The 23,418-nt window shown below is 72.2% G+C and carries 13 protein-coding genes and 1 tRNA gene; 9 read left to right on the top strand and 5 right to left on the bottom strand.

What is annotated here, in order from left to right; translation table 11 throughout:
* Positions 1-5 precede the first annotated feature (5 nt).
* Complete coding sequence (locus tag ACTJJZ_RS01300; RefSeq protein WP_440719441.1) at positions 6-1,010, bottom strand: HoxN/HupN/NixA family nickel/cobalt transporter; 1,005 nt, start codon at positions 1,008-1,010, stop codon at positions 6-8.
* Between the two features lie 307 nt (positions 1,011-1,317).
* Here ACTJJZ_RS01300 and ACTJJZ_RS01305 point away from each other — a divergent pair, with 307 nt between their 5' ends.
* Positions 1,318-3,003 carry a purine-cytosine permease family protein gene (locus tag ACTJJZ_RS01305; RefSeq protein ID WP_440719357.1) on the top strand — a complete coding sequence of 562 codons (1,686 nt, stop codon included), beginning with the start codon at positions 1,318-1,320 and terminating at the stop codon, positions 3,001-3,003.
* 161 nt (positions 3,004-3,164) lie between these two features.
* Here the strand turns inward: ACTJJZ_RS01305 and ACTJJZ_RS01310 are convergent, their stop codons facing one another.
* Positions 3,165-3,452: a hypothetical protein gene (locus ACTJJZ_RS01310; RefSeq protein ID WP_440719358.1), complete on the bottom strand. Its 288-nt coding sequence runs from the start codon at positions 3,450-3,452 to the stop codon at positions 3,165-3,167.
* A gap of 10 nt (positions 3,453-3,462) precedes the next feature.
* A complete protein-coding gene (locus ACTJJZ_RS01315; RefSeq protein ID WP_440719359.1) occupies positions 3,463-3,687 on the bottom strand; it encodes a DUF3107 domain-containing protein in 225 nt (74 codons plus the stop codon).
* A 480-nt stretch (positions 3,688-4,167) separates the two neighbouring features.
* Here ACTJJZ_RS01315 and ACTJJZ_RS01320 point away from each other — a divergent pair, with 480 nt between their 5' ends.
* The 3 genes from ACTJJZ_RS01320 to ACTJJZ_RS01330 all read left to right on the top strand — a co-directional run bounded on the left by ACTJJZ_RS01320 (position 4,168) and on the right by ACTJJZ_RS01330 (position 12,520).
* Positions 4,168-5,511, top strand: coding sequence for a DUF222 domain-containing protein (locus tag ACTJJZ_RS01320; protein ID WP_440719360.1), 1,344 nt, complete (start codon positions 4,168-4,170; stop codon positions 5,509-5,511).
* 137 nt (positions 5,512-5,648) lie between these two features.
* Positions 5,649-8,966 (top strand): ATP-dependent helicase, encoded by a 3,318-nt coding sequence (locus ACTJJZ_RS01325; protein WP_440719361.1) that lies wholly within the window; start codon positions 5,649-5,651, stop codon positions 8,964-8,966.
* Entirely contained in the window at positions 8,963-12,520 is a 3,558-nt protein-coding gene (locus tag ACTJJZ_RS01330) for a UvrD-helicase domain-containing protein (protein WP_440719362.1), read from the top strand. Before ACTJJZ_RS01325 ends, ACTJJZ_RS01330 begins: the two co-directional genes overlap by 4 nt.
* Here ACTJJZ_RS01330 and ACTJJZ_RS01335 read toward each other — a convergent pair.
* A complete protein-coding gene (locus ACTJJZ_RS01335) occupies positions 12,466-13,890 on the bottom strand; it encodes a phosphotransferase (RefSeq protein ID WP_440719363.1) in 1,425 nt (474 codons plus the stop codon). The two genes, ACTJJZ_RS01330 and ACTJJZ_RS01335, sit on opposite strands and share 55 nt — an antisense overlap.
* 140 nt (positions 13,891-14,030) lie before the next feature.
* On the opposite strand from ACTJJZ_RS01335, the gene nudC reads away from it, so the two are divergent.
* Positions 14,031-15,008 carry an NAD(+) diphosphatase gene (nudC, locus tag ACTJJZ_RS01340; protein ID WP_440719364.1) on the top strand — a complete coding sequence of 326 codons (978 nt, stop codon included), beginning with the start codon at positions 14,031-14,033 and terminating at the stop codon, positions 15,006-15,008.
* A complete protein-coding gene (locus ACTJJZ_RS01345; protein WP_440719365.1) occupies positions 15,005-16,711 on the top strand; it encodes an ATP-dependent helicase in 1,707 nt (568 codons plus the stop codon). Before nudC ends, ACTJJZ_RS01345 begins: the two co-directional genes overlap by 4 nt.
* A gap of 756 nt (positions 16,712-17,467) precedes the next feature.
* Here the strand turns inward: ACTJJZ_RS01345 and ACTJJZ_RS01350 are convergent.
* Positions 17,468-18,919, bottom strand: a complete 1,452-nt coding sequence (locus ACTJJZ_RS01350) for a zinc-dependent metalloprotease (RefSeq protein ID WP_440719366.1) — start codon at positions 18,917-18,919, stop codon at positions 17,468-17,470.
* 152 nt (positions 18,920-19,071) lie between these two features.
* On the opposite strand from ACTJJZ_RS01350, the gene ACTJJZ_RS01355 reads away from it, so the two are divergent.
* The 3 genes from ACTJJZ_RS01355 (at position 19,072) to ACTJJZ_RS01365 (ending at position 23,317) form a co-directional block, all read left to right on the top strand.
* A complete protein-coding gene (locus tag ACTJJZ_RS01355) occupies positions 19,072-20,196 on the top strand; it encodes a YlbL family protein (RefSeq protein WP_440719442.1) in 1,125 nt (374 codons plus the stop codon).
* 90 nt (positions 20,197-20,286) lie between these two features.
* A complete protein-coding gene (locus tag ACTJJZ_RS01360; RefSeq protein WP_440719367.1) occupies positions 20,287-23,196 on the top strand; it encodes a UPF0182 family membrane protein in 2,910 nt (969 codons plus the stop codon).
* A gap of 47 nt (positions 23,197-23,243) precedes the next feature.
* A tRNA-Met gene (locus ACTJJZ_RS01365) sits at positions 23,244-23,317 on the top strand.
* Positions 23,318-23,418 lie beyond the last annotated feature (101 nt).

Raw genomic sequence — 23,418 nt, forward strand, 5'->3', positions numbered from 1 at the left:
GCCTGCTACGCGCTGCGGCGACGCAGGGCGGTGCGGCGGCGAACGGCGGTGATCGCCAGGACGCCCGCCCAGGTGCCGAGCAGCACCACGGTCAGTGCGATGCCGAGGTCTGCGATCGGCAGCTCCGCGATCCACGCGACAGGTCCCGTCCAGCCCCAGAGCGCAGAGGCGACCCCCGCCAGCTGCACGAGGGCGACGACGACCGCGACCGAGACCGAGGCCAGGAGCATCCAGGTGGAATAGCCGCCCAGCGCGCGGCGGCCCGCGGACGGCGAGGAGTAGGCGCGGAAGGCCACGGCCGCCTGGACGGTGTCCAGCGCCGTCATCCCGGCGGCGAAGACCACCGGCAGGGCGAGCACGATCCACCATGGCAGCGCGGTCGCGGCTGCGGTGCCGGCCAGGGCGAGCAGTCCGATCTCGGTGGCGGTGTCGAACCCGAGCCCGAACAGGAGTCCCACGGCGAACATCCGGCCGGGGCGGTCCACCGCGCGCTCGACCACGCCCAGGACGCGCCAGACCGGCCCGCCGGGCAGCCCGCCACGGCCGCGGGAGATCAGCGTGCCCACGCCCAGCGCCGCGAGCAGGAGCAGGAAACCGCTCGACACGCTCGGGCCCCACACCCCGGTGATCTGGTGCAGCAGGGAGGAGTCCGCGGTGACGGCCTTCACGACCCACGCGGCTCCTGCGGCGAGCACGACCGAGAGCGCGAAGACGACGCTCGAATGCCCCAGTGCGAACCAGGTGCCGACGTTGCGGGCGGGCAGCCCGCGATCCAGCAGGCGCCGCGTCGTGTTGTCGATGGCCGCGATGTGGTCGGCGTCGAAGGCGTGCCGGAGGCCCAGCGCGTAGGCGACCAGCCCGGTCGCGACGAGGCTTCCGCCGCGCGCGTCCTCCGCCCCGGCGGCGGCCGAGGCGAGCAGCACGCCCCAGCCGAGCGCGTGCAGGGCCAGCACGAGCACGACGGCCGTGGCCGGGCGTGCGGACAGCGGCGGCTCCTCGGTGCTCGGCATGCGCACGCACGGCCTCCTTCCCCGCGGGATCGCGGATCGTGCTGCGCCCGGCATCCCTCACCGCGGCCGGCGGGCGAGGGGGCGTAAGAGCCAATCTGCCACACCACGCAGGGCGGATGGCGGACGTCAGCGCTCGGCCGGCGTCCGCCGCGGCCGAACCGGGTTTCGGATCCGGCAGGGATTTAACCGGGTCGAAACACGGCCGACATCGCGGCGCAGAGCCCGCGGCGCAGGATGGCGGCACGAGCAACTGCGGTGGCCTTCACCGTGCCGCTCGCTCCGCGCCCCTGAGACGAACGGAACGCAGATGACCATCGAACTGACCCGCCCCGAGGACGATCCGCCCACCGCCGTCGACGCGGAGGCGACAACCGACGCCAAGGCCGCCACCAGGGAGAGCCTCGAGGACTACACGCTGCGGTTCGCTCCGCGCAGCTACCGCACCTGGGCGCCGGGGGTCGTCGCGACCAGCGCCCTGGGCGGCATCGCCTACCTCGCCGACTTCTCGATCGGGGCCAACATCGGCATCGCGCACGGCACAGTGAACGCGCTGCTCGGCATCGCGGTCGCAGCGGTCGTGATCTTCGTCACCGGCATGCCGCTCGCGTACTACGCGGCGCGATACAACCTGGACCTCGACCTCATCACCCGCGGCTCCGGCTTCGGATACTACGGATCCGTGATCACGAACGTGATCTTCGCCACCTTCACCTTCATCTTCTTCGCGCTCGAGGGCTCGATCATGGCGCAGGGCCTGCAGCTCGGGCTGGGGATCCCGCTGTGGGCGGGCTACTTCGTCTCGACGGTCATGGTCATCCCGTTGGTGATCTACGGGATGAAGGCCCTGTCGAAGCTGCAGGTGTGGACGACGCCGTTCTGGCTCGTGCTCATGGTGCTGCCCTTCGCCTACCTCGTGATCAGCCACCCCTCCTCGGTCGGCGACTTCTTCTCGTTCCGGGGCCAGGGCGACGGGTCGGTGTCGCTGTCCTCCGTGATGCTCGCGGCCGGCGTGTGCCTGTCGCTGATCGGCCAGATCGCGGAGCAGATCGACTATCTGCGCTTCATGCCGCCCAGGACGGCCGAGAACCGGCGACGCTGGTGGGCCGCCGTCATCATCGCCGGCCCCGGGTGGGTCGTCTTCGGCGCGCTCAAGCAGGCCGTGGGCCTGTTCCTGGCCGTCTACCTGATCGCCACCCTGGACCCGCAGGCGTCCGCGAGCGCGAACGAGCCGGTGCACCAGTTCCTCGGGATCTACCAGCAGATGGTGCCGGGATGGCTCGCGATGACGCTGGCCGTGGTCCTCGTCGTGATCTCGCAGATCAAGATCAACGTCACGAACGCGTACTCCGGATCCCTCGCCTGGACCAACGCCTCTACGCGCATCACGAAGACCTACCCGGGCCGGGTCGTGTTCGTGATCGTGAACGTCGCGATCGCTCTGGTGCTGATGGAGTCGAACATGTTCGCCTTCCTCAACACTGTGCTCGGCTTCTACGCGAACCTGGGCATGGCGTGGATCGTCACGGTCGCGACCGACATCGCGATCAACAAGTACGTCCTGAAGCTGTCGCCGAAGCGGCCCGAGTTCCGCCGGGGCATGCTCTACGCGTGGAACCCCGTGGGCGTGGTGTCGCTGCTGCTGTCGGGCGGCATCTCGATCGCCATGTTCTTCGGGGCGTTCGGACCTGCGGTGCAGCCGTTCTCGCCCATCTTCGCGGTGCTGATCGCGTTCGTGGCGACGCCGGTCATGGCGATCCTCACCCGCGGGCGCTTCTACCTGCGCCGCCAGGACGACGGGATCGATCTGCCGGCCTTCGACGCTGACGGCAACCCCAGCGGCGAGCGTCTGCGGGATCTGGCCACCGGCCTGGAGTTCGAGCGGCCCGACATGATCGCCTCGGCCGTGCCCGGTCCGGACGGCGAGAAGCAGTACATCTCGTCGCTGTCGCTGGCCACCGACCGCACCGGAGAGCACGTCCTGCCCGTGCAATGACCGCGATCGGTCGTCACCGGGTTCGCACCGAGCCCCGGTGACGACCGACGCCGGGATCCCGGCGACGGCTCCGGCGATGAGCGCCGACGGGATGATCCCGGCGCACGCGATGGCGCCGAGATTCCGCGCGCGTTCGCGCGCGGTCTCGGCCGTCGCTCCGCTCAGATGCCGAGCTGGGCGCGGCGCGCGGTGTCGCCGTGCTGGCGCAGCCTGGTGAGCGCGAGACCCGCGAGTGCGGAGACGACGACCGCTCCGCCCAGCGAGAGCAGCCACAGCCAGATGTTCGACTCCTTCAGGCCCGCCCACTGGCCGAGCGCGTACGCCGCGGCTGCCACGGCGGTCGCGACCGCCGGCACGAGAGCCACGCCGCGCAGGCCGCGGTGCGGGATCAGGTAGTGCACGGCGACGCCGAGGACGCAGGCTCCGATCAGCGCGAGCAGGATGTACACGACGATCCGTTCAGGCGACGAAGCCGACGCGGCGGGACTCCTCGGTCCCGAGCTCGACGTAGCCGAGGTTCGCGGTCGGCACGATGTAGGAGTTGCCCTTGATGTCGGACAGTGTCACGTGGCTCGCGCCCTGGTCGAGGGCAGCGGCGATCTGGGTGCGCACCTCGTCGGCGGGGGCCGAGGTCTCGAAGCTCAGTTCGCGGCCGGTGTTGATGATGCCGATGCGGATCTCCACGGAATGCTCCTTGAAAGTCATGCTCTTCGAGAGCCTCGTGCTCGTCGAACGCCGATGTCCCGTCACTCTATCGCGGGCCTCGCGGGCCGGGATCGCGAGCACGGCGGTGTTCGCGGAGGGCGATTCGGTCTCGTCGAGGTCAGCGGCATGACACGAGAACGACTCTACGCAGGCGGCGGTCTTTGAGCGTGTCGAAGGGCGCACTGTTTCCGGTCCCTGAGCCTGTCGAAGGGTGCACCGCTTCCGGTCCTTGAGCCTGTCGAAGGGCGCACTGTTTCCGGTCCCTGAGCCTGTCGAAGGGCGCACTGTTTCCGGTCCCTGAGCCTGTCGAAGGGCGCACTGTTTCCGGTCCCTGAGCCTGTCGAAAGGACGACCGTTCCCGGTCCCTGGGCCTGTCGAAGGGCCGGGGTCGCTGTTCGGCGGAGAAGATGCCTGTGCACAACTATCGAACATTAGTTCGATTTCTGGTAGGATCGGAAGATGTCCAGCACTCTCGATCCGCTCCTGGAAGCCACCCGGCTTCTGCAGGAGGCGTGGGGTGATGCGGGTTCGGGGGCCGGGCTGTCGCGGGCGCGGCTGGTCGTCGTGAACGATGCGATCGGGGTGGCGAGGCGGTGTCTGGATGCGGTGCATGCGGAGGTCGCGGCGGGCATCGCGTACGAGTCGCGTGCGGAGCTGGGGCCGGAGTCGCTGGCGAAGCAGCAGGGCTTCCGGACGCCCGCCCAGTTGATCGCGACGACCACGGGCGCGTCGACCGGGGAGGCGGCCCGGCTGGTGAAGGTGGGCGAGGCGACGGCGCCGCGGGTGAGCCTGATCGGGGAGCCTTTGCCGGCGAAGTTCCCTGCCGTGCGCGCTGCGTTGTCAGCCGGGCGGATCGGGGCGGTCTCGGCGGGGCTGATCGTGGGTTTCCTGGATCGGATGATCCCGAAGATCGGGTGTGACCGCGCCGCCGAGGCCGAGACGGCATTGGTCGGGTTGATCCCGGGGCTGTCCGGCGATGAGGTGCGCAAGGCGATCACGCGGATGGAGGCGCATCTGGATCCGGACGGGGTCGCGCCGCGGGAGGACGAGTTGCGGGCGAAGGCGTCGGTGTCGATGTTCGAGCGGGATGGGATGCTGCACCTGAACGCGATCCTGGATCCGGCCCGGGGTGCTCCGGTGAAGACCGCGATCCAGGGATACGTGTCCGCGGAGTTCGCCGCGAAACGGGCCGGACGCGACCCCGGCGCACCCGACGCGGACCGGCGCAGCCTGGCGCAGGTGCAGGCGGACGCGCTCGTGCATTTCGCCGAGCATGCGCTGTCGTGTGTGAAGAACAAGACGTTGAACGGGGCGACGGTGATCGTGCGCGTCAACGCCGCCGATCTGGAGGCCGGGACCGGGTACGGGCTCATCGACGGGATCGAGCAGCCCGTGAGCGTCGGCACGGTGAGACGGATGGCTGGTGGCGGCGGGGTGACCCGGTGGGTGTGCGGGCAGGGCGGGGCGATCCTGAACTGGGGTCGCACCCGGCGGCTGTTCACGGAACCGCAACGGCTCGCGCTGCGGGAACGCGACGGCGGGTGCGCGTTCTGCGGCCTTCCGCCCGGGATGACGAAAGCGCATCACATCGACTGGTGGAAACGCGACCACGGTAGAACCGACCTCGACAACGGGGTGCTGCTCTGCGAGACCTGTCACCACCTGATCCACGACAACGGGTGGGATATCCGCGTCGACGGTCAAGGGATCAGGGCGAAGGTCTGGTTCCTGCCACCACCCTCGACCGACCCGCACCGCACACCCCGCCTCGGCGGCAGAGCACGCACCGAACTCATCGCCTGACTGGCGTGCCCGTAGAGATCGCCGACCGTGCCTGGTCCGTGGGGAGAATCGCCGACCGTGCCTGGTCCGTGGGGAGAATCGCCGACCGTGGCTGGCCCGCGAGGAGCGATGTCGGCAGCGCCCGATAGCGTGGAGACATGCCCGCAGACCTCCTCACGACCGCCGCGCAGAGCGCCGTGATCGGTGCTGCCGCGACCTCGACCGGCACCGTGATCGGCGGGCCGGGAACGGGCAAGACGCACGTCCTGGTCGAGCGCGTGGCTCGGTTGATCGAGGCCGGGACCACCCCGGAGCAGGCGCTCGCGCTGACGCCGAATCGGCAGGCCGCGACCGCGCTGCGCGACCGGATCGGCGTCCGGGTGCGGGTCGCGACGCCGGGGCCGCTCGCCCGCTCTCTGGGCTCGTTCGCGTTCCAGCTCGTCCGCGGGACCATGGTGCACAGCGGCCAGGAGCCGCCGGCGCTGCTCACCGGCGCCGACCAGGACCGGATCATCGCCGACCTGCTCGCGGGCGACGCCGAGGACGAGGCGGAGCAGATCGGCACCGAGCGCGGCCCCGCCGGGCACGACGGGACGCGGCGCTGGCCCGAGCAACTGGGCGCGACCGTGCGCTCCTCGCGCGCGTTCCGTTCCGAACTGCGGGCCTTCCTCGCGGAGTGCACCGAGCTCGGCGTCACCTCGGCCGAGCTGGCGCAGTCGGAGCGCGCGGCCTGGCGAGCGGTCGGCTCGTTCCGCGAGTCCTACCGCGCCGTGCTCGACCGGGCACGCGCGGCGCACCGCGACGCGGCGGATCTGCTGGCAGAGGCCGCGACGATCCTGCGCACCGCGGACGCTGAGCGGCTGGGGCCGCTGGGACGCCTGCGCATCGTGCTCATCGACGACGCGCAGGAGCTCACCGCGGGCGGCGTGACTCTTGTGGCGGCGCTCAGAGAGCGCGGCATCGCGGTGATGGCGTTCGGGGATCCGGACATCTCCTCCGGCGCCTTCCGCGGAGCGGGACCCGAGCTGTTCGCCCGGCTCGCCGGCATGCTCGGCGACGTGCACGTGCTCGATCACCCGCACCGGCAGGATCCGCCGCTCACCGCGCTCACGCGCACGGTCGTGCAGGCGATCGGCGTCTCCGGCCGGGTCGAGCACCGGCGTGCCCCCGAGATCGGCGGCACGCCCGCGACGGGGGACGGCAGGGGCGCACGCGGAGACGAGCCTGCGGGGCCGGACGACGCGGTGGCGGCGTTCATCGCCCCGTCGCCGCACGAGGAGCACGACCGGATCGCCCGGACCCTGCGCGAATGGCACCTGCTGCACGGCATCGACTGGGAGCGGATCGCGGTGATCGCGCACGACACCCGGCAGGTGGCGATGCTCGAGGCAGAGCTCGCCGCGCGCGAGGTGCCGACCAGGGCCGCCGGCGTGCAGCGTCCCCTCGGCAGCGAGACCGTGGTGCACGACATCGTGGGCATCGTCCGGCTCGCGCTGACCGAGCCGGCGGAACGCGATCCCGTGCTGCTCGCAGAGGCGCTGCGCACGCCGTTCGGCGGCCTGGACGGGGTGGGGCTGCGCCGCCTGCGCGCCCGGCTGCGGCACCTCGAGCTCGAGGCCGGCGGATCCCGGCCCGCGCGCCTGCTGCTGCGCGACGCGCTCGCCGAGCCGGCGCAGCTCGCCCGCGTCGACACCGCGGAGGCGCGCACGGCCGACCGGTTCGGCACGGTCCTCCGCGAGGTGCGTGAAGGACGGGCGCGCGGCGAGACCATCCACGAGCTGCTCTGGCGCGTGTGGGATGGCTCGCGCGCTCCCGACGGACGCCGGCTCGCGGTGGCCTGGCAGGAGGCGGCCGATGGATCCTCGGGGTCGCGGGCGGGAGGCGCCGAGACCGCGCGCGCCCTGGACGCGCTGGTCGCGCTGTTCGACGCGGCCAAGCGCTCGGTCGAGCGCGCCCCGGAGAAGGGACCGGAGGCGTTCATCCACGACATCCTGGACAGCGAGGTCCCCGAGGACTCGCTCTCGGCGCCCGAGCGTCCCGGCACGGTGACGCTGATGACGCCGGCCACCGCCCTCGGCACCGAGTTCGACGCCGTGGTGATCGCCGGGGTGCAGGACGGCGTCTGGCCCAACGTGCGGCTGCGCGGCGGCCTCCTGGAGACCTGGCGGCTCGGGGAGGCGGTCGCGGCGGCCCGTTCGGGGGAGCCGGAGCACCAGCACTCCACGCTGGACCGGCGCCGGGCCGCGCTGCACGATGAGCTGCGGCTGTTCGTGCGGGCGATCTCGCGCGCCCGGCACCGCCTGCTCGTCACCGCGGTGGACGACGACGATCAGAGCCCGAGCGCGTTCTTCCGGTTCCTGCCCGATCCTCTGCCCGTGGAAGAGCGGCATGCGCATCCGCTGACCCTGCGCGGACTGGTGGCACGGCATCGTCGGGTGCTGACGACCTCGGCGGATCCGGCGGCCCGCGCGGCCGCGGCCGGGCAGTTGCGCCTGCTCGCCGAGGCGGAGGTGCCCGGTGCGGATCCGGAGAGCTGGTTCGGGGTGCGCGCACCTTCGGCCGAGCGGCCGCTGCGCGACCTGGACGCAGGCCCCGTGCCCGTCTCGCCCTCGCGGCTCGAGGCGTTCGAGGAGTGCGGCGTGAACTGGGTCGTCGCGGCGCTCGGCGGAGACACGGTCGCCCCGCCGTCGGCCGGGATCGGCACGATCGTGCACGCCGCGATGGAGCTCGTGCCCGACGGCGACCTGGAGAAGATGCGCGCGATCCTCGACGAGCGCTGGGGCGAGCTCGACTTCGAGACGCCGTGGATCGACAGCAAGGAGCGCCGCCGCGCCGACCTGTACCTGCAGCGCCTGCACGCCTATCTCACCGCCGTGCAGCGCGACCGCGGACGCGTGGTCGGCTCGGAGGCCGCGTTCCGGTTCGCCGTGGAGCTCGCGGGGGAGCAGCCTGCCGCGCACCCGGTCGACCCGGAGCGGACCGCGCAGCAGGCGCTCGTGGCCGGGTACATCGACCGCGTCGAGGTCTACCCGTCCGGCGCGGGCGAGCACGAGCCGGCGCGCGGGCGCAGTTGGAGCACGATGGCGGACGGAGCCGGGGGCGAACGGGTGGTCGTGGTGGATCTGAAGACCGGCAAGTACGAGCCGGGGACGGAGGCGCTGGTCGCCGAGCACGCGCAGCTGGCGGCTTATCAGCTCGCCGTCGAGCAGGGGCTCGTCGAGGGCGCGGATCCCGCGGCGCTCGCCGGAGCCCGGCTGGTGCTCGTGGCGCAGACGGTCGGCGCCAGCCCGTACCGGGTCGCGCACCAGCACCGGCTCGGCGACGAGGCGCGCGCGGCGTTCCTCGCGCGGGTCGCGGAGGCGGGCCGCGGCATGGCGGCCTCGAGCTTCACCGCGCAGGTCGAGGCGCACTGCGCCGACACCCAGGTGCGGATCAGCCCGTGCCGCATCCACTCCATCCCGGCGGTGAGCGCATGACCCTCCTGACCGACACGGCAGCGGATGCTGCTCCCGCGGTGTGGGAAGGCGGGCACGGCATCTCCGCCACCGACATCGCGGCGGCGCTCGGGCTGCCGGGCCCCACGCCCGCGCAGCAGCGCGTCATCGAGGCGCCGCCGACGCCGGCGCTCGTCGTCGCGGGCGCCGGCAGCGGCAAGACCGAGACCATGGCGGGACGGGTGGTGTGGCTGGTCGCCAACGGCCTCGTCGCCCGCGACGAGATCCTCGGCCTCACCTTCACGCGCAAGGCCGCGGGCGAGCTGGCCGAGCGGATCGCCCTGCGGCTCGACCGCATCGACGAGTACGGCCGTCGCGGTCTGCTGCCGCACCTGCCAGAGATCGTCGCCACCGGGGCGCTCGCCCGCGTCGGCGCCGCCGGATCCGCTGCGCAGCGCGCCGTCGTGCAGCGCGAGGTGCTCGACGGCCTCGCCGAGCGGTTCGGCACCGGGTGGGATCCGGCCGCGCCGCGCCCCGCGGAGGACCTCATCATCCGGCCGCGGGTCTCGACGTACAACGCCTTCGCCGACGGCATCGTGCGCGAGCACGCCGCGCACATCGGCCGCGACCCCGATGCCGCGATGCTCAGCCAGTCGGCGTCCTGGCTCATCGCCCGTGCCGTGGTGCTGCGCGCCGAGATCCCGGGCCTGGACGAAGTGGATCGTGCGCTCGGCGGGGTGATCGACGCCGTGCAGCGCCTCGCCGGCGACGTGCTCGACCACCGCGTGGACATCGACGCCATGGTCCGGATCGCGGTCGATCAGGCCGACGCCTTCGAGGACTACCGCTCGAACGCCGACGTGGACAAGGCCGTCGTCAACCTGCGGACGATGCCGATCCTCGCCGACCTGGTGCGCGAGTACATCGCGGAGAAGGCCCGGCGGGGCGTGCTCGACTTCGCCGACCAGGTCGGCGGCGCGTTCGACATCGTCGAGGCCGCACCCGAGGTGCGCGCCGAGCTCCGCGAGCAGCACCGGGTCGTGCTGCTCGACGAGTACCAGGACACGTCGGTCATCCAGACCCGGTTCCTGTCCGCGCTGTTCCGCGACGGCGCGGTGATGGCGGTCGGCGATCCGCACCAGTCCATCTACGGCTGGCGCGGCGCCAGCGCCGACAACCTGTACGCCTTCGGGCGCACGTTCGCCCGGGAGCAGACGCCGGAGACGTACAGCCTGATGACGAGCTGGCGCAACGACGCCCGGATCCTCGAGGTCGCGAACCGCGTGCTCGTCCCGCTGCAGCGGCCGGGGCTGGCCGTCCCCGAGCTCGAGGCGCGGCCGGGATCCGGCGAGGGCCGGGTCGAAGTGCGGTTCGGCGAGACCGTGGACGACGAGGCCGCCGAGGTCGCCGACTGGTTCGTCCGCCTCCGCGACGCGCACGACGTGGCCGCCGCGGGGCGCCCGCACACCGGCGCGATCCTGTTCCGCTCCAAGCGGCACATGCAGACGTTCGCCGGAGCGCTCGCCGCCCGCGGGATCCCGCACCGCATCCTGGGGCTGGGCGGCCTGCTCGCCACCCCGGAGGTGGTGGACGTCGTCTCGGCGCTCCGGGTGATCCACGATCCGACCGCGGGATCCGCGTTGATCCGGCTGCTGGTCGGTCCGCGGTTCGCGGTCGGCGTGGCCGACATGGCCGCCCTGTACGACCTCGCGCGCGAGCTCGCCGCGCGCGACGGCTCGCTCGCGCCGCTGCCGGACGAGCTGAAGGAGCGGCTGCGCTCCTCGCGCGGCGCCGACGAGGCCGTGTCGATCGTCGATGCGGTGGACTTCGTCCGCACCGCTCGCGACGACTACCGGCTGCTCCAGGGGATCAGCGCCGAGGGGCGCGCCAGGCTGCGCTCGGCGGGCGAGATGATGGAACGGCTGCGTCGCGCGTCGGGGCAGCCGATCCTGGAGCTCATCCGCCTGATCGAGACCGAGCTCCGGCTGGACATCGAGCTCGCCGTGAACGAGACCCGGGGTCCTGCGCGGGTGGCGGCGACGCAGCTGCGCGCGTTCGGCGACGAGGTGCGAGCGTTCCTCACCGCGGACGACCGCGGCACGATCTCGAGCCTGCTGGCCTGGCTCGACAAGGCCGAGCTGACCGACGAGCTGATGCCGCGCACCGAGCCGCCCGAACCCGGTGTGGTGCAGCTGCTCACGATCCACGGGTCCAAGGGCCTGGAGTGGGACGCGGTGGCGGTGGTGCGCCTGGTGGAGGAGGAGCTGCCGGGACGGATCGTCGACGCGCAGGGCTGGTTCGGCTTCGGCGTGGTGCCGTTCGACCTGCGCGGCGACCGGGACGCGCTGCCGCGCTTCGAGTGGGATCCGCAGGGCGCGATGGATGCGGCAGGCGACGACCCGAAGAAGCGGCACAGGGCCGCCCTGGATGCGCTCGCGGCGGGCGTCACCAAGGCGTACCCGCGCGGCGGTGCGCTGCGGCGCTTCAAGGACGAGTACCGCGACTACCAGCGCGCCGAGGAGCGCCGGCTCGCCTACGTGGCCATGACCAGGGCGCGCACGGACCTGCTGCTGAGCGGTTCGCACTGGTCCGGGCAGAAGTCGGCCCGCAAGCCCAGCCCCTACCTGCTCGACGCGATCGAGGTCCTCGGGCTCGACCCGATCCCGGCCCCGGAATCGGAGGACAATCCGTACGAGGGAGCCGCACGCACGAGCGTCTGGCCGATGGATCCGCTGGGCGGCCGACGAGCGCGCGTCTCCGCCGCGGTGGAGCAGGTGCGCGCGGCGATGGCGGATCCGCACCCTCCCGCGCCTTCGGAGGAGCTGGAACGCCTGCTCGCCGAGCGCGCCGCCCGGCAGCGCGGCGTCGTCGCGGACGCGCCGACCCGGGTGCCCGCGTCGCGGTTCAAGGACTACGTGACCGACTACCGCGGCACGATCCGGTCGCTGGCCAGGCCCATGCCGGAGCGACCGTATCGGCAGACCCGGCTCGGCACCCTGTTCCACGCGTGGGTGGAGCACCGCTCCGGCGCGGTGGGCGTCGGCACCTCGCTCGACGACGCACTGTGGGACCTCGACGACGACCTCGCCGGCATCGATGCGGGTGCGGACCTCGCGAGCGCCGGAGCGGGGGAGCCCGGGGCGGACGAGATCGCGCTCGCCGACGCCGAGGACCTCGCCCGGCTGCGGGAGATCTTCGAGCGCAGCGAATGGGGCCCGCTGAAGCCGATCGCGGTGGAGACCGAGATCGACTTCGCGCTCCCGGTCGGGGAGGGCGAGCCGTCGCGCATCGTGATCTGCAAGCTCGACGCGGTCTACCGCCGTGAGGACCGCGGCGGCCGGATCGAGATCGTGGACTGGAAGACCGGGCGCCCTCCCACGACCGCGGCCGAGCGCGAGGAGCGGCTGCTGCAGCTCGCGCTGTACCGGCTCGCGTACCACCGGAGGTTCGGCGTGCCGCTGGACGACATCGACGTCGCGCTGTTCTACGTCGCCGACGACCTGATCATCCGCGACGACCCGACTTCTCCCGCGGGCGGGGGCTATTCGGAGGAGGCGCTGGTCCAGCGCTGGAACGCGGCGCGCGCCGCGCGCTGAGCTTCCTCGACGTCCTTCTCCTCGCCGGAGATGCCGCCCTCGCTGGGCAGCAGGGTGCCGGGACGCTCGGGACGTGCGCGGTCGCGGTCGTCGTGCGGCTCGTCCCGGAGGTCGCCCAGCTCGGCGGTCGCGTTCGGATCGAGACCCTCGAGCGGACCGGTCGCCTGCAGGTCGTCGGCCACCGGCGGACGGCCGGCATCGCTCGCGTCGGAGTCTGCAGGAACGGCGCCGGCGGAATCCGCCGACTCGTCGTCCGACGTCGCGCCCCGATCCCCGCCCCGCGGCCCGAACGCCGACGTGTCGTCGGATGCCACGCCCGCGAAGGCGCCCGCGTCGTAGGTGTCGGTCTGCATCGACGTGTCGATCGCGTTCGGCTCCCGTGCAGGCACCCGGTCGAGGGCGGACATCGCCTCGTCCACGCCGGTGCCGGCGCCGTGACGCGGCGCGAGGTCGTCGTGGATGCCGTCGGCGAGGGCGTCCAGCAGCGTCGCCGCGTCGTCCACGATGTCGGGCCGGCGCGTGTCGTGGCCGTGCAGCAGCCAGCGCGCCAGCTCGAGCTCGGCGAGCAGGCGCGCGCGAGTGCCGAGGCCGGGATCCGGCGCGCGCAGCGTCGAGGCGGCGTAGGCGTCGAGCACGTGCGGCCGCGCCTCGGCGGCCATCGTCAGCCAGGCGAGATCCACGGCAGGGTCGCCGATCGACAGCGCATGCCAGCCGATCACGCCCACCACACGGGGGCCCCGCTCGTCGTCGTCGGCGAACAGGAACGACTCCGCGTGCGCGCCGCCGAGCGTCACCGCCGACTCGAAGCGCCACAGCTCGTCGGCGTCGACCGCCTCACGCCAGCGCACCGTCAGCCGGGCCGAGACGCGACCGGTCGCGGCCGCACGATCGATCAGCGTGCGCACCTCTTCGCGGGCCTGCTCCGGGCTGCGCTCGGCGAGGCCCGCCCCGCGCACCACGGAGGACGGCAGGGCGTGCACCCCCGCGATGGCCTTGCCGATCGCGACGGCCGCGCCGGCACCCGGAGGGATGTCGGCCGCGTCGATCTGGAACCCGGGGACCAGGGTCGTCACCAGCGTGCGGGCATCGCCCACCCGGCCGTCGCCCAGGTGCTCCGGGGCGTCGAAGCGCAGCATCGCCCGCGCGCCCTGCGTCAGCGCGCGCAGCGCCAGGCTCTCCCTGGCCAGCTCGGCGGCGGTCTCGTCGTCGCTCGACGCGCGGATCGCCACCTCCGTGCCGTCGGCGAGGGTCGCCACGGCCGAGTCGAAGCGGGCATCCCCGTCGGAAGACAGCGCGCGGGTGCCGACGACCTCGGCTCCGGGCACCGCCGCCGTGACCGCCGCGGCTAGAGTGAAGGGTGAGCGAGCCATGTCACCAGGGTAGGTCGAGCCTCGTCCGCGCCGGGCCCGCCACGCCTGGAGGAGGAGCAGCCCATGCCGGACGGTCTTTCGCCGGGACGTTCTCTTCCGGCACGCCTGGAGGAGCAGCCCATGTGGAGGATCGGGAGCCGATGACCGCGCAGGACACCGCCCCTGGTGCCGAAGGCACCGCCGACGAAGCGGCACTGGACCGCGCCGCGGTCGCACCGGCGCCGCTCGACACGACCGCGCCGGAGGGCTCCGCCCTGGACCGCGCGGCCGAGTGGCGCGACGATCCCGAAGCGATCGACAGCTTGCGAGCGGATCCGCGCACGGGCGTGCTGGTCGTGCGCGAGCGCCGGGTGCCGCTCGGCGACGGGCTGATCATCCTCGGCGCGGGCGATCCCGTCCTGTCGCGTACCCGCGAATGGGCGCTGCTCGGGCGCCGGCCCGACGGCTCCGGCCTGCTGCTCGCCGTGCAGGATCCGGAGGACGACACCGACGCGGAGGGCTCATGGGCCCCGCGCTGGGGGGACCTGCGCGAGGCGCTGCCGGTCCTGGACACGCCCGAGGCCGAGCTCGTGGTCGCGGCGATCGCGCTCGCGGGATGGCTGCGCGACGCCGGATTCTGCCCGGTCTGCGGCGGCGTTGCCGAACTGCGGCAGTCCGGCTGGTCGCGCCGGTGCGCCTCGTGCGGCCGGGAGCACTTCCCGCGCACGGATCCCGCGGTCATCGTGGCGGTGCAGAGCGCGGACGGCGAGCGGCTGCTGCTCGGCGCCAACGCGCAGTGGAAGGGGCGCATGCACTCCTGCTTCGCCGGGTTCGTGGAGGCGGGGGAGTCCCTCGAGACGACCGTGCACCGTGAGCTGCTCGAGGAGGCCGGCGTGCGCGTGCGCGACCTGGACTACTTCTCCTCGCAGCCGTGGCCGTTCCCGCGATCGCTGATGGTCGGCTTCCACGCCACCGTGACCGATGAGACGGCGGCCCACGGCGACGGCGAGGAGATCATCGATGTGCGCTGGCTGACCCGCGCCGAGATCGGATCCTCCCTCGCCGGTGAGGGACCTGTCGGCCTGCCGGGTGCGGCCTCGATCGCACACCGGCTGATCCTCGACTGGTATCGGCGGTGAGCGCACTCGACGGCCTCGACGAACGACAGCGCGAGGCCGCCTCCGTGCTGCGCGGACCGGTGGCCGTGCTCGCCGGCGCGGGCACCGGCAAGACCCGGGTGATCACGCACCGGATCGCGCACGGCGTGGAGACGGGCGCCTACTCGCCGTCGCGGGTCATGGCCGTCACGTTCACGGCGAAGGCGGCGGGGGAGCTGCGCGGTCGGCTGCGCCGGCTTGGCGTGGAAGGGGTCGCCGCCCGCACGTTCCACGCGGCGGCGCTCGCGCAGCTCGGCTTCTTCTGGCCGTCCCTGGCCGGATCCCCGGCCCCCGCGATCGTCGACAACAAGGTGCGCCTGCTCGCGCAGGCCGGCGATCTGCTCCGGCTGCGGCTCGACACCGCGACGCTGCGCGACCTGGCGTCCGCGATCGAATGGCGCAAGGTGGCGATGCTGTCGATCGAGCAGGCGGCGGAGCGCGGCCGCTCGATCGGCCGGCTCGACCCCACCCAGGTGGCCGATCTCTCGCGCGCGTACGAGACGCTCAAGGACGACCGGCATCAGCTGGACTTCGAGGACGTGCTGCTCGCCTGCGCGGGCATGCTCGAGGCCGAGCCGCGGGTCGCCGCGGCTGTGCACGAACAGTACCGGCACTTCACGGTGGACGAGTTCCAGGACGTCTCGCCGCTGCAGCACCGTCTGCTGGAGCTGTGGCTCGGCGACCGCGGCGACCTGTGCGTGGTCGGCGACGCCTCGCAGACGATCTACTCGTTCGCGGGCGCCGACCAGCGCTACCTGCTCGAGTTCGAGCGCCGGCATCCCGGTGCGACCGTGGTGCGGCTGGAGACGAACTATCGCTCCGCGGAGCCCGTGCTGAACGTCGCGAATGCACTCATGCGCGGCCGGCCGGGGGCGCTCGAGCTGGTCCCCGTGCAGGCGCATCCGCAGGCCGAGCACGCTGCGGTGGTCGCGTTCGACGGCGACGCCGAGGAGGCGCGCGGGGTGGCCGCGTCGATCGCAGCCAGGATCGCGAGCGGCGTGCCCGCCGAGGACATCGCCGTGCTCTACCGCGCGCACTCGCAGTCCGGGGCGCTGCTGCAGGCGCTCGCCGCCGCCGGCGTCGCCGCCACCGTGCTCGGCGGGCGGCGCTTCTTCGACATGCCGGAGGTGCGGCAGGCCGTGCAGGCCCTGCGGGCCTCGGCCGTGGCGCCGCAGCAGCACGCGTTCCTGCCCGCGGTGCGGGACGTGCTGCGCGGACTCGGCTACACGGACGAGCCGCCCGAGGCGGGAGGGGCGCTCCGCGACGCGTGGGAGGCGCGTCGGGCCGTGCTCCGCCTCGCCGAGGACGCGCCGGCCGGAACGTCGATGCGCACGTTCGCGGACGACCTCTTCGCCCGCGCGAAGGATCAGCACGAGCCGGTGCTGAGCACGGTGACGCTGTCCACCCTGCACGCGGCCAAGGGACTCGAGTGGCCGCACGTGTACCTGATCGGCTGCTCCGAGGGCCTGCTGCCGATCTCGTATGCGAGCGGCTTCGACGCGATCGACGAGGAGCGCCGACTCGCGTACGTCGGCATCACGCGGGCCGCGCGAACGCTGACGATGACCTGGTCGCGGGATGCGGACCGGGCAGGACGACGGCCCTCTCGCTTCCTCGCAGAGATCGGCAGCCGCACTCTGCGTGAAACTCCACCGTCCGCGCTGATCGGCGCCCGTCGCGGCTGATCCGGATCGCCCGGCCGGATCCGGCGCGCACGGCGTCCGCCTGCTCGGCGAGCAGCTCGCCCGCTGCGGCGGCGGCTGCCGCGATGCCGGCGAGCGGCACGCGGCCCGGGTCGCGTTCGAGCAGCTGCACGTGCAGCGCGGCCCAGGCCGGATCCCGGTCGCGGTCGTGCTCGTCGCGGCAGGACAGGCACGGCGTGCTCCCCGGGACGACGAGCGGCCCGACCGTCGAGCCGCCGGCATCGAACGCGACCGGCAGGTGCGGGCGGTCGTCGCAGAGCATCGCCGCGGCGTCGCGCGCGGGCACCGCGCCGTGCCGGATCAGCAGGGCGGGGGCGGACGGATCCTCCACGGCGTCGACTCCGGCGTCGTCCAGCGCCTCCTGCAGCCGGATCAGGGTCCTGGCGCCGACCACGGGCGCGGCGAGCAGCCGGGCGGACAGGCGCGGCGCGTCCGCGATGAGCACCGGGTCGAGTTGCGCGCGGAGCCGGCGTGCCGCGGGCAGGGGAGCACCCATGCCGTGCGCGACGACCTCGAAGGTGCGCGCCGGGATCCCGCGCCCGAGCCGGTGCAGCATCCGTGGCAGCCAGGGGTCGTCGACGGGCAGGATCAGCGCCGCATCGACGCCGAACTGCACGGTCTCCGCATCCCGCCACAGCACGGGATGTGCGGGATCGAGACGGAGCGTGGTCATGTCACGATCATGACCGCGCGGACCACCGCCACGGCGCGGGGACGCGGAATCGGTGGATAACCTGCTCAGACCGGCTTCTCGCCGGATCCTTCTCCGTCGGAGTGCTCCGGACCGCCGTCGGAGTGCTCCGGACCCTCGGATCCCTCGGACTCCTCAGGAGCGTCGTCGCCGTCGGCTCCCTCCCCGGACGCGCCGCCGAAGTCGTCGCCGCTGAGCAGACGCTGCAGGGCCTCGTCCATCTCGTCCTGCGCCGGCTCCTCGCCGCGCGCGTGCGCCCGCAGCCGCGCCACCAGCGCCGCCGGGTCGTCGATGTCCGAGGCGTCGGGCATCAGATCCGGGTAGTCCCACAGCGCATCGCGGGCCTCGACGCCGACGGCGTCGGTGACCGCCTGCCACATCGCCGCGGCCTCGCGCAGGCGCCGCGGGCGGATCTGCAGGCCGACCAGCGCGCCCAGCGCGTCCTCTGCGGGCCCGCCCGCGGCCCGTCGGCGCCGCGCCGCCTCGGCGATCCGTGTGCTGTCGGGCAGGCGCGACGTCGCCTGCGTGGTGACCACGTCGACCCAGCCGTCGATCGTGGCGATCAGGTTCTCCAGCCGCTCCAGGGCCTCGCGCTGTGCCTCGGACTGCGCGGGCAGCAGGGCGCCGCCCTCGATCGCGCGGCGCAGCTCCTCGGGATCGCTCGGGTCCAGCCGCCCTGCCAGGTCCTCGAGGGCCTCGACGTCGACCGTGACGCCCTTCGCGAACTCGGTGATCTGCGTCATCACGTGCAGGTGCAGCCAGCGGGCGTGCCGGTACAGCCGCGCGTACGCGAGCTCGCGCGCTGCGAGATACAGCGCGATCTGATCCTCCGGGATCTCCAGTCCTTCGCCGAAGGCGGCCAGGTTCTGCGGGATCACCGCGGCGGTCCCGGCAGGCAGCACCGGGATGCCGACGTCGCCGCCGGAGACGACCTCGAGCGACAGGTTGCCCAGCACCTGCCCGAACTGCATCGCGAACACCGAGCTGCCGATGCCGCGCATGAGCCGGCCCGCGCCCTGGACGACGCCCTGCATGTCCTCCGGCGTCTGCCCCTCAAGGGCGGTCATCAGGGCGTCCGCGATGCTCGTCGACACCGGGGCGGCGACCTCCTTCCACACCGGGAGGGTCTGCTCGACCCATTCCCCGCGGGTCAGCGCGCGCGGCGGGGAGGCCAGCTCCGAGATCGTGGTGGCCTCGCCCACCCACAGGTCCGCGAGCGCGAACGCGTCGGCGATCGAGCCCCGTGAGCCCGTGTCGATGCCGAGACCGTCGCGGTTGGCGATGTGCAGGGCCTGGCGCAGCGCGGTCTCCCACGGGTCCCCGCTCATGGCGTGCTGCATCTGCTGCATCATCTGCTGCATCATCGCCGGGTCGAGGTTGAGACCCTCCAGGCCCTCCAGGCCCTGCAGCGCGCTCAGGTCGAAGCCCTCGGCGTTCTCGCCGAGCATGCGGCGCAGGAACTGCAGGAAGTCCTCGGAATTCGGGTCGTTCTCAGCCATCGCCAGTCCCTCTCAGCACGTGTATAGCCCGTGCTGACTACGCTAGTTGCACGAACTCTTCGGCGGCCCGGAACGGGACCGCTTCGCTGTACGCCGCTCGCGAACGAGCTTCCGGTGGCACTTCTGGGAGGCCCTCTGTGGGAGGCACGGTCATGCGGGGCCCGGTCGCGCCGGGCGCGACGACGAGCGCACGCTCCGGTCGCGCCACCCGCGTCGGGCTCGTCGCCTTCATCGTCTCGCTGGTCGCGCTGCTGGTGCTCACGTTCCTGCCGCTGCCGTACGTGATCGAGCAGCCGGGTCCTGTCTTCAACACGCTCGGCGAGGTGCAGGACGCGAAAGGGAAGTCCGAGCCGCTGATCGCGGTGAACGGTGCGAGCACCTACCCGACCAAGGGTGCGCTCGACCTGACCACGGTGCAGGTCGTGGGCAACCGGGAGAACCCGCCCTCGTGGATGCAGCTGGTGCTGGCCTGGTTCGAGCCGTCCAAGGCGGTCGTGCCGATGGACGCCGTGTTCCCGCAGGGCGTCACCAGCACGCAGCGCGATCAGGCCAACCAGCTGATGATGGTGGACTCGCAGCAGGAGGCGACCGCCGCCGCGCTGCGCGAGCTCGGCCACGACGTCCCCGTCACGATCAGGGTCGCCTCGGTCGTCCCGGGATCCGCCGCGAGCGGACTGCTGCAGCCGAAGGACGTCGTGGTGGCCGTCGACGGCGCGGACCCCGCCGACGCGGACGCGATGCGCGCGCAGATCCAGAAGGCCGCCGGAGCGCCGGTGACCCTCACGATCGAGCGCGACGGGACCCGCGAGGACGTCGCCGTCACCCCGCGGAAGCAGGAGTCGAACGGCTCCAGCGCGTGGCTGCTCGGCGTCACGCTGCAGCAGACCTACGACTTCCCGGTCGACGTGAAGCTGCAGCTGGACAACGTGGGCGGGCCCAGCGCCGGCATGATGTTCGCGCTCGGGATCATCGACACGCTCACCCCCGGCGAGCTCAACGGCGGCAAGCAGGTGGCCGGAACCGGGACCATCACCGCCGACGGCACGGTCGGCGCGATCGGCGGAATCCGTCAGAAGCTGTACGGGGCGCGCGCCGCCGGGGCAGACTACTTCCTCGCGCCGGGCTCGAACTGCGACGAGGTCTACGGGCACGTTCCCGCCGGCCTCACCGTGGTCCGCACCGACAGCCTCGAACAGTCGCTGAAGGCGCTGAAGGTCATCGCCGCCGGGGGAGACGTCACGGCGCTGCCCACCTGCACCGCCGCCGACGTCAAGTAGCGCGCGGGTTCGCGGAGCGCGTTCGCGACGGGCGAAGCCGCGGCCGGCCCCGTACGGGATGGGCCGGACATGCCGACCTAGGATGGGACGGTGACCACCACTTCGGAACCGAAATCGGCCGCGCCCCGCACCGCACGACGCATCGTCCTCGCGACGGTGGTGATCCTGGCGGTCCTCATCGCAGCGTTCTTCGTGTTCGCCTCGATGTACACCGACTTCCTCTGGTACGACCAGCTGCACTTCGCGCAGGTGCTCACCACGCGCTGGCTCGCGACGGCGGTGATGTTCGTCATCGGCTTCGTCGGGATGGCGCTGCCGATGTTCATCGCGATCCAGCTCGCCTACCGGCTGCGGCCCGTCTACGTGCGGCTGAGCTCGCAGCTCGACCGCTACCAGGAGGTGGTCGAGCCGCTGCGCCGCCTCGCCATGTGGGGCATGCCGGTGTTCTTCGGCCTGTTCGCCGGCTTCGCCGCCGCCGGCCAGTGGGAGACCGTGTGGGAGTGGGCCAACGGCGTGGCCACCGGCACCAAGGACGCCCAGTTCGGGCTCGACACCGGCTTCTACATGTTCGCGCTGCCGTTCTACGAGGCGCTGCTCGGGTTCGTCTCCGCCGTCCTGATCCTGTGCCTGATCGTGTCGGCCGTGGTGCTCTACCTCTACGGATCCGTGCGGATCGGGCAGGGCGAGCTGCGCATCTCCAAGGCGGCCCGCGTGCAGCTGGCCGTGACCGCCGGCGTCTACCTGCTGGTGCAGTCGGTGAGCCTGTGGCTGGACCGCTACAAGACGCTGACCTCCCCGGACGACCGCATCACCGGACCGGCGTTCACGGGCGTGAACGCGACGATCCCCGGGCTGTCGATCCTGGCGATCATCGCGGCCCTGGTCGCCGTGCTGTTCTTCGTGACGGCGGTCATCGGCCGCTGGCGCTTCCCGCTCGCCGCGACCGCGCTGCTGATCGTCGCCGCGCTCGTGCTCGGCGTCGGCTACCCCTGGGCTGTGAACACGTTCCAGGTGAAGCCGAACCAGAACCAGCTGCAGTCGCAGTACTACGAGCGCAACATCAAGGCCACGAAGGCCGCGTACGGCATCGACGGCGTCGACACCACGCCGTTCAAGGCGCAGACCACCGCACAGCCCGGTCAGCTGCGCAGCGACGCCGACACCACCGCGTCGATCCGCATCATGGACCCGAACGTGATCCCGCCGACGTTCCAGCAGCTCGAGCAGTACCGCAGCTACTACAAGTTCCCGCAGAACCTCGACGTCGACCGGTACACGATCGACGGCAAGACGCAGGACGCGGTGGTCGCGGTGCGCGAGATCGACACCAGCCGGCTCGGCAGCCAGACCTGGAACAACGACACCCTGGTCTACACGCACGGCTACGGTCTCGTCGCGGCGGCGGGGAACCAGCGCACGGACGACGGCGAACCCGTGTTCCTGGAGCGCGGCATCCCCACCTCCGGCGCGCTGACCAGCGCGCAGAAGTACGAGCCGCGCGTCTACTTCGGCGAGTCCTCGCCCGCGTACTCGATCGTGGGCGCACCGAAGGGCACCGCACCGGCCGAGATCGACTACCCGCGCGGCAAGGACTCCAGCGAGAACCAGACCAAGACCACGTTCAGCGGAGACGGCGGCCCGCGCATCGGGAACTTCTTCACGAAGCTGCTGTACGCGCTCAAGTTCCAGTCGGAGCAGATCCTGTTCTCCGACAGCGTGAACGCGGACTCGCAGATCCTGTACGACCGGGATCCGGCGACGCGCGTGGCGAAGGCCGCCCCGTACCTGACCCTGGACAACGACCCGTACCCGAGCATCGTGGACGGCCGGATCGTGTGGATCGTCGACGGCTACACCACGAGCTCGAGCTACCCGTACTCCTCGACCGTGAACCTTCCCAAGGCGATCAGCGACTCGGTGAACACCGCGCCCGGATACGTCACCGACGACATCAACTACATCCGCAACTCGGTCAAGGCCACGGTGGACGCGTATGACGGCAAGGTGACGCTGTACGCCTGGGATCCGACGGATCCGGTGCTGAAGACGTGGCAGAAGATCTACCCGTCCACGCTCAAGCCGATCAGCGACATGTCGGCACAGCTGATGAGCCACGTGCGCTACCCGACCGACCTGTTCAAGGTGCAGCGCGCGATGCTCGGCACCTACCACGTCAACGACGCGTCCTCCTTCGCCCGCCAGGACAACCAGTGGGAGACGCCGAACGACCCGCAGAGCGACTCCAGCAACCCGAGGCTGCAGCCGCCGTACTACCTCAGCATGAAGATGCCGGGGCAGCCGTCCGCGCAGTTCTCGATGTTCACGACCTTCATCCCCGCCTCGCAGGGCTCGACCAGCCGTAACGTGCTGATGGGCTATCTCGCGGTCGATGCGGACGCGGGGTCGACGGCGGGCAAGAAGTCCGCCTCGTACGGCAAGCTGCGCATGCTCGAGATCGACGCCGACACCAGCGTGCCGGGGCCGGGTCAGGTGAACAACACGTTCATCTCGGATCCGACCGTCTCGACGCAGCTGAACCTGCTGAAGCAGGGGCAGTCCCAGGTGATCCACGGCAACCTGCTGACCCTCCCGGTCGGGGGAGGATTCCTGTACGTGCAGCCCGTGTTCGTGCAGGCGTCCTCGGGCACGCAACTGCCGCGCCTGCAGAAGATCCTCGTCGCGTTCGGCGACAAGATCGCGTTCGCGGACACGCTGACCGAGGCGCTGGATCAGCTCTTCGGCGGCGACTCCGGGGCGGCCGGGGGCGACAACAACGTGACGCCGACGCCGACCCCCGGCGGCGGCACGACGACGCCCGCCGCCGGCGACACTGCCGCGATCCAGGCCGCGCTGCAGGACGCGAAGGCGGCGATGCTCGCACGCGACACGGCTCTCAAGGCCGGCGACCTGAGCGAGTTCGCCGTGCAGGACAAGAAGCTCACCGACGCCGTGAACCGCCTGATCCAGCTCGAGGGCAGCTCGGGCAGCACGTCGAAGTAGGCCCGATTCGCCCGCTGCGAGATCCCGTGTTAGGCTATTCCTTGTGCCGCGGGGTGGAGCAGTTCGGTAGCTCGCCGGGCTCATAACCCGGAGGTCGCAGGTTCAAATCCTGTCCCCGCAACAAGAGAAGGCCCCCTGATCAGGGAAATCTGATCAGGGGGCCTTCGCCTTTCCCGTCCGGGCAGGTGCCGCGGTGCATCCGATGCCCCTCCTCTCGCCGAC

Source organism: Microbacterium sp. 22242, from assembly GCF_052045495.1.
GTDB lineage: Bacteria > Actinomycetota > Actinomycetes > Actinomycetales > Microbacteriaceae > Microbacterium.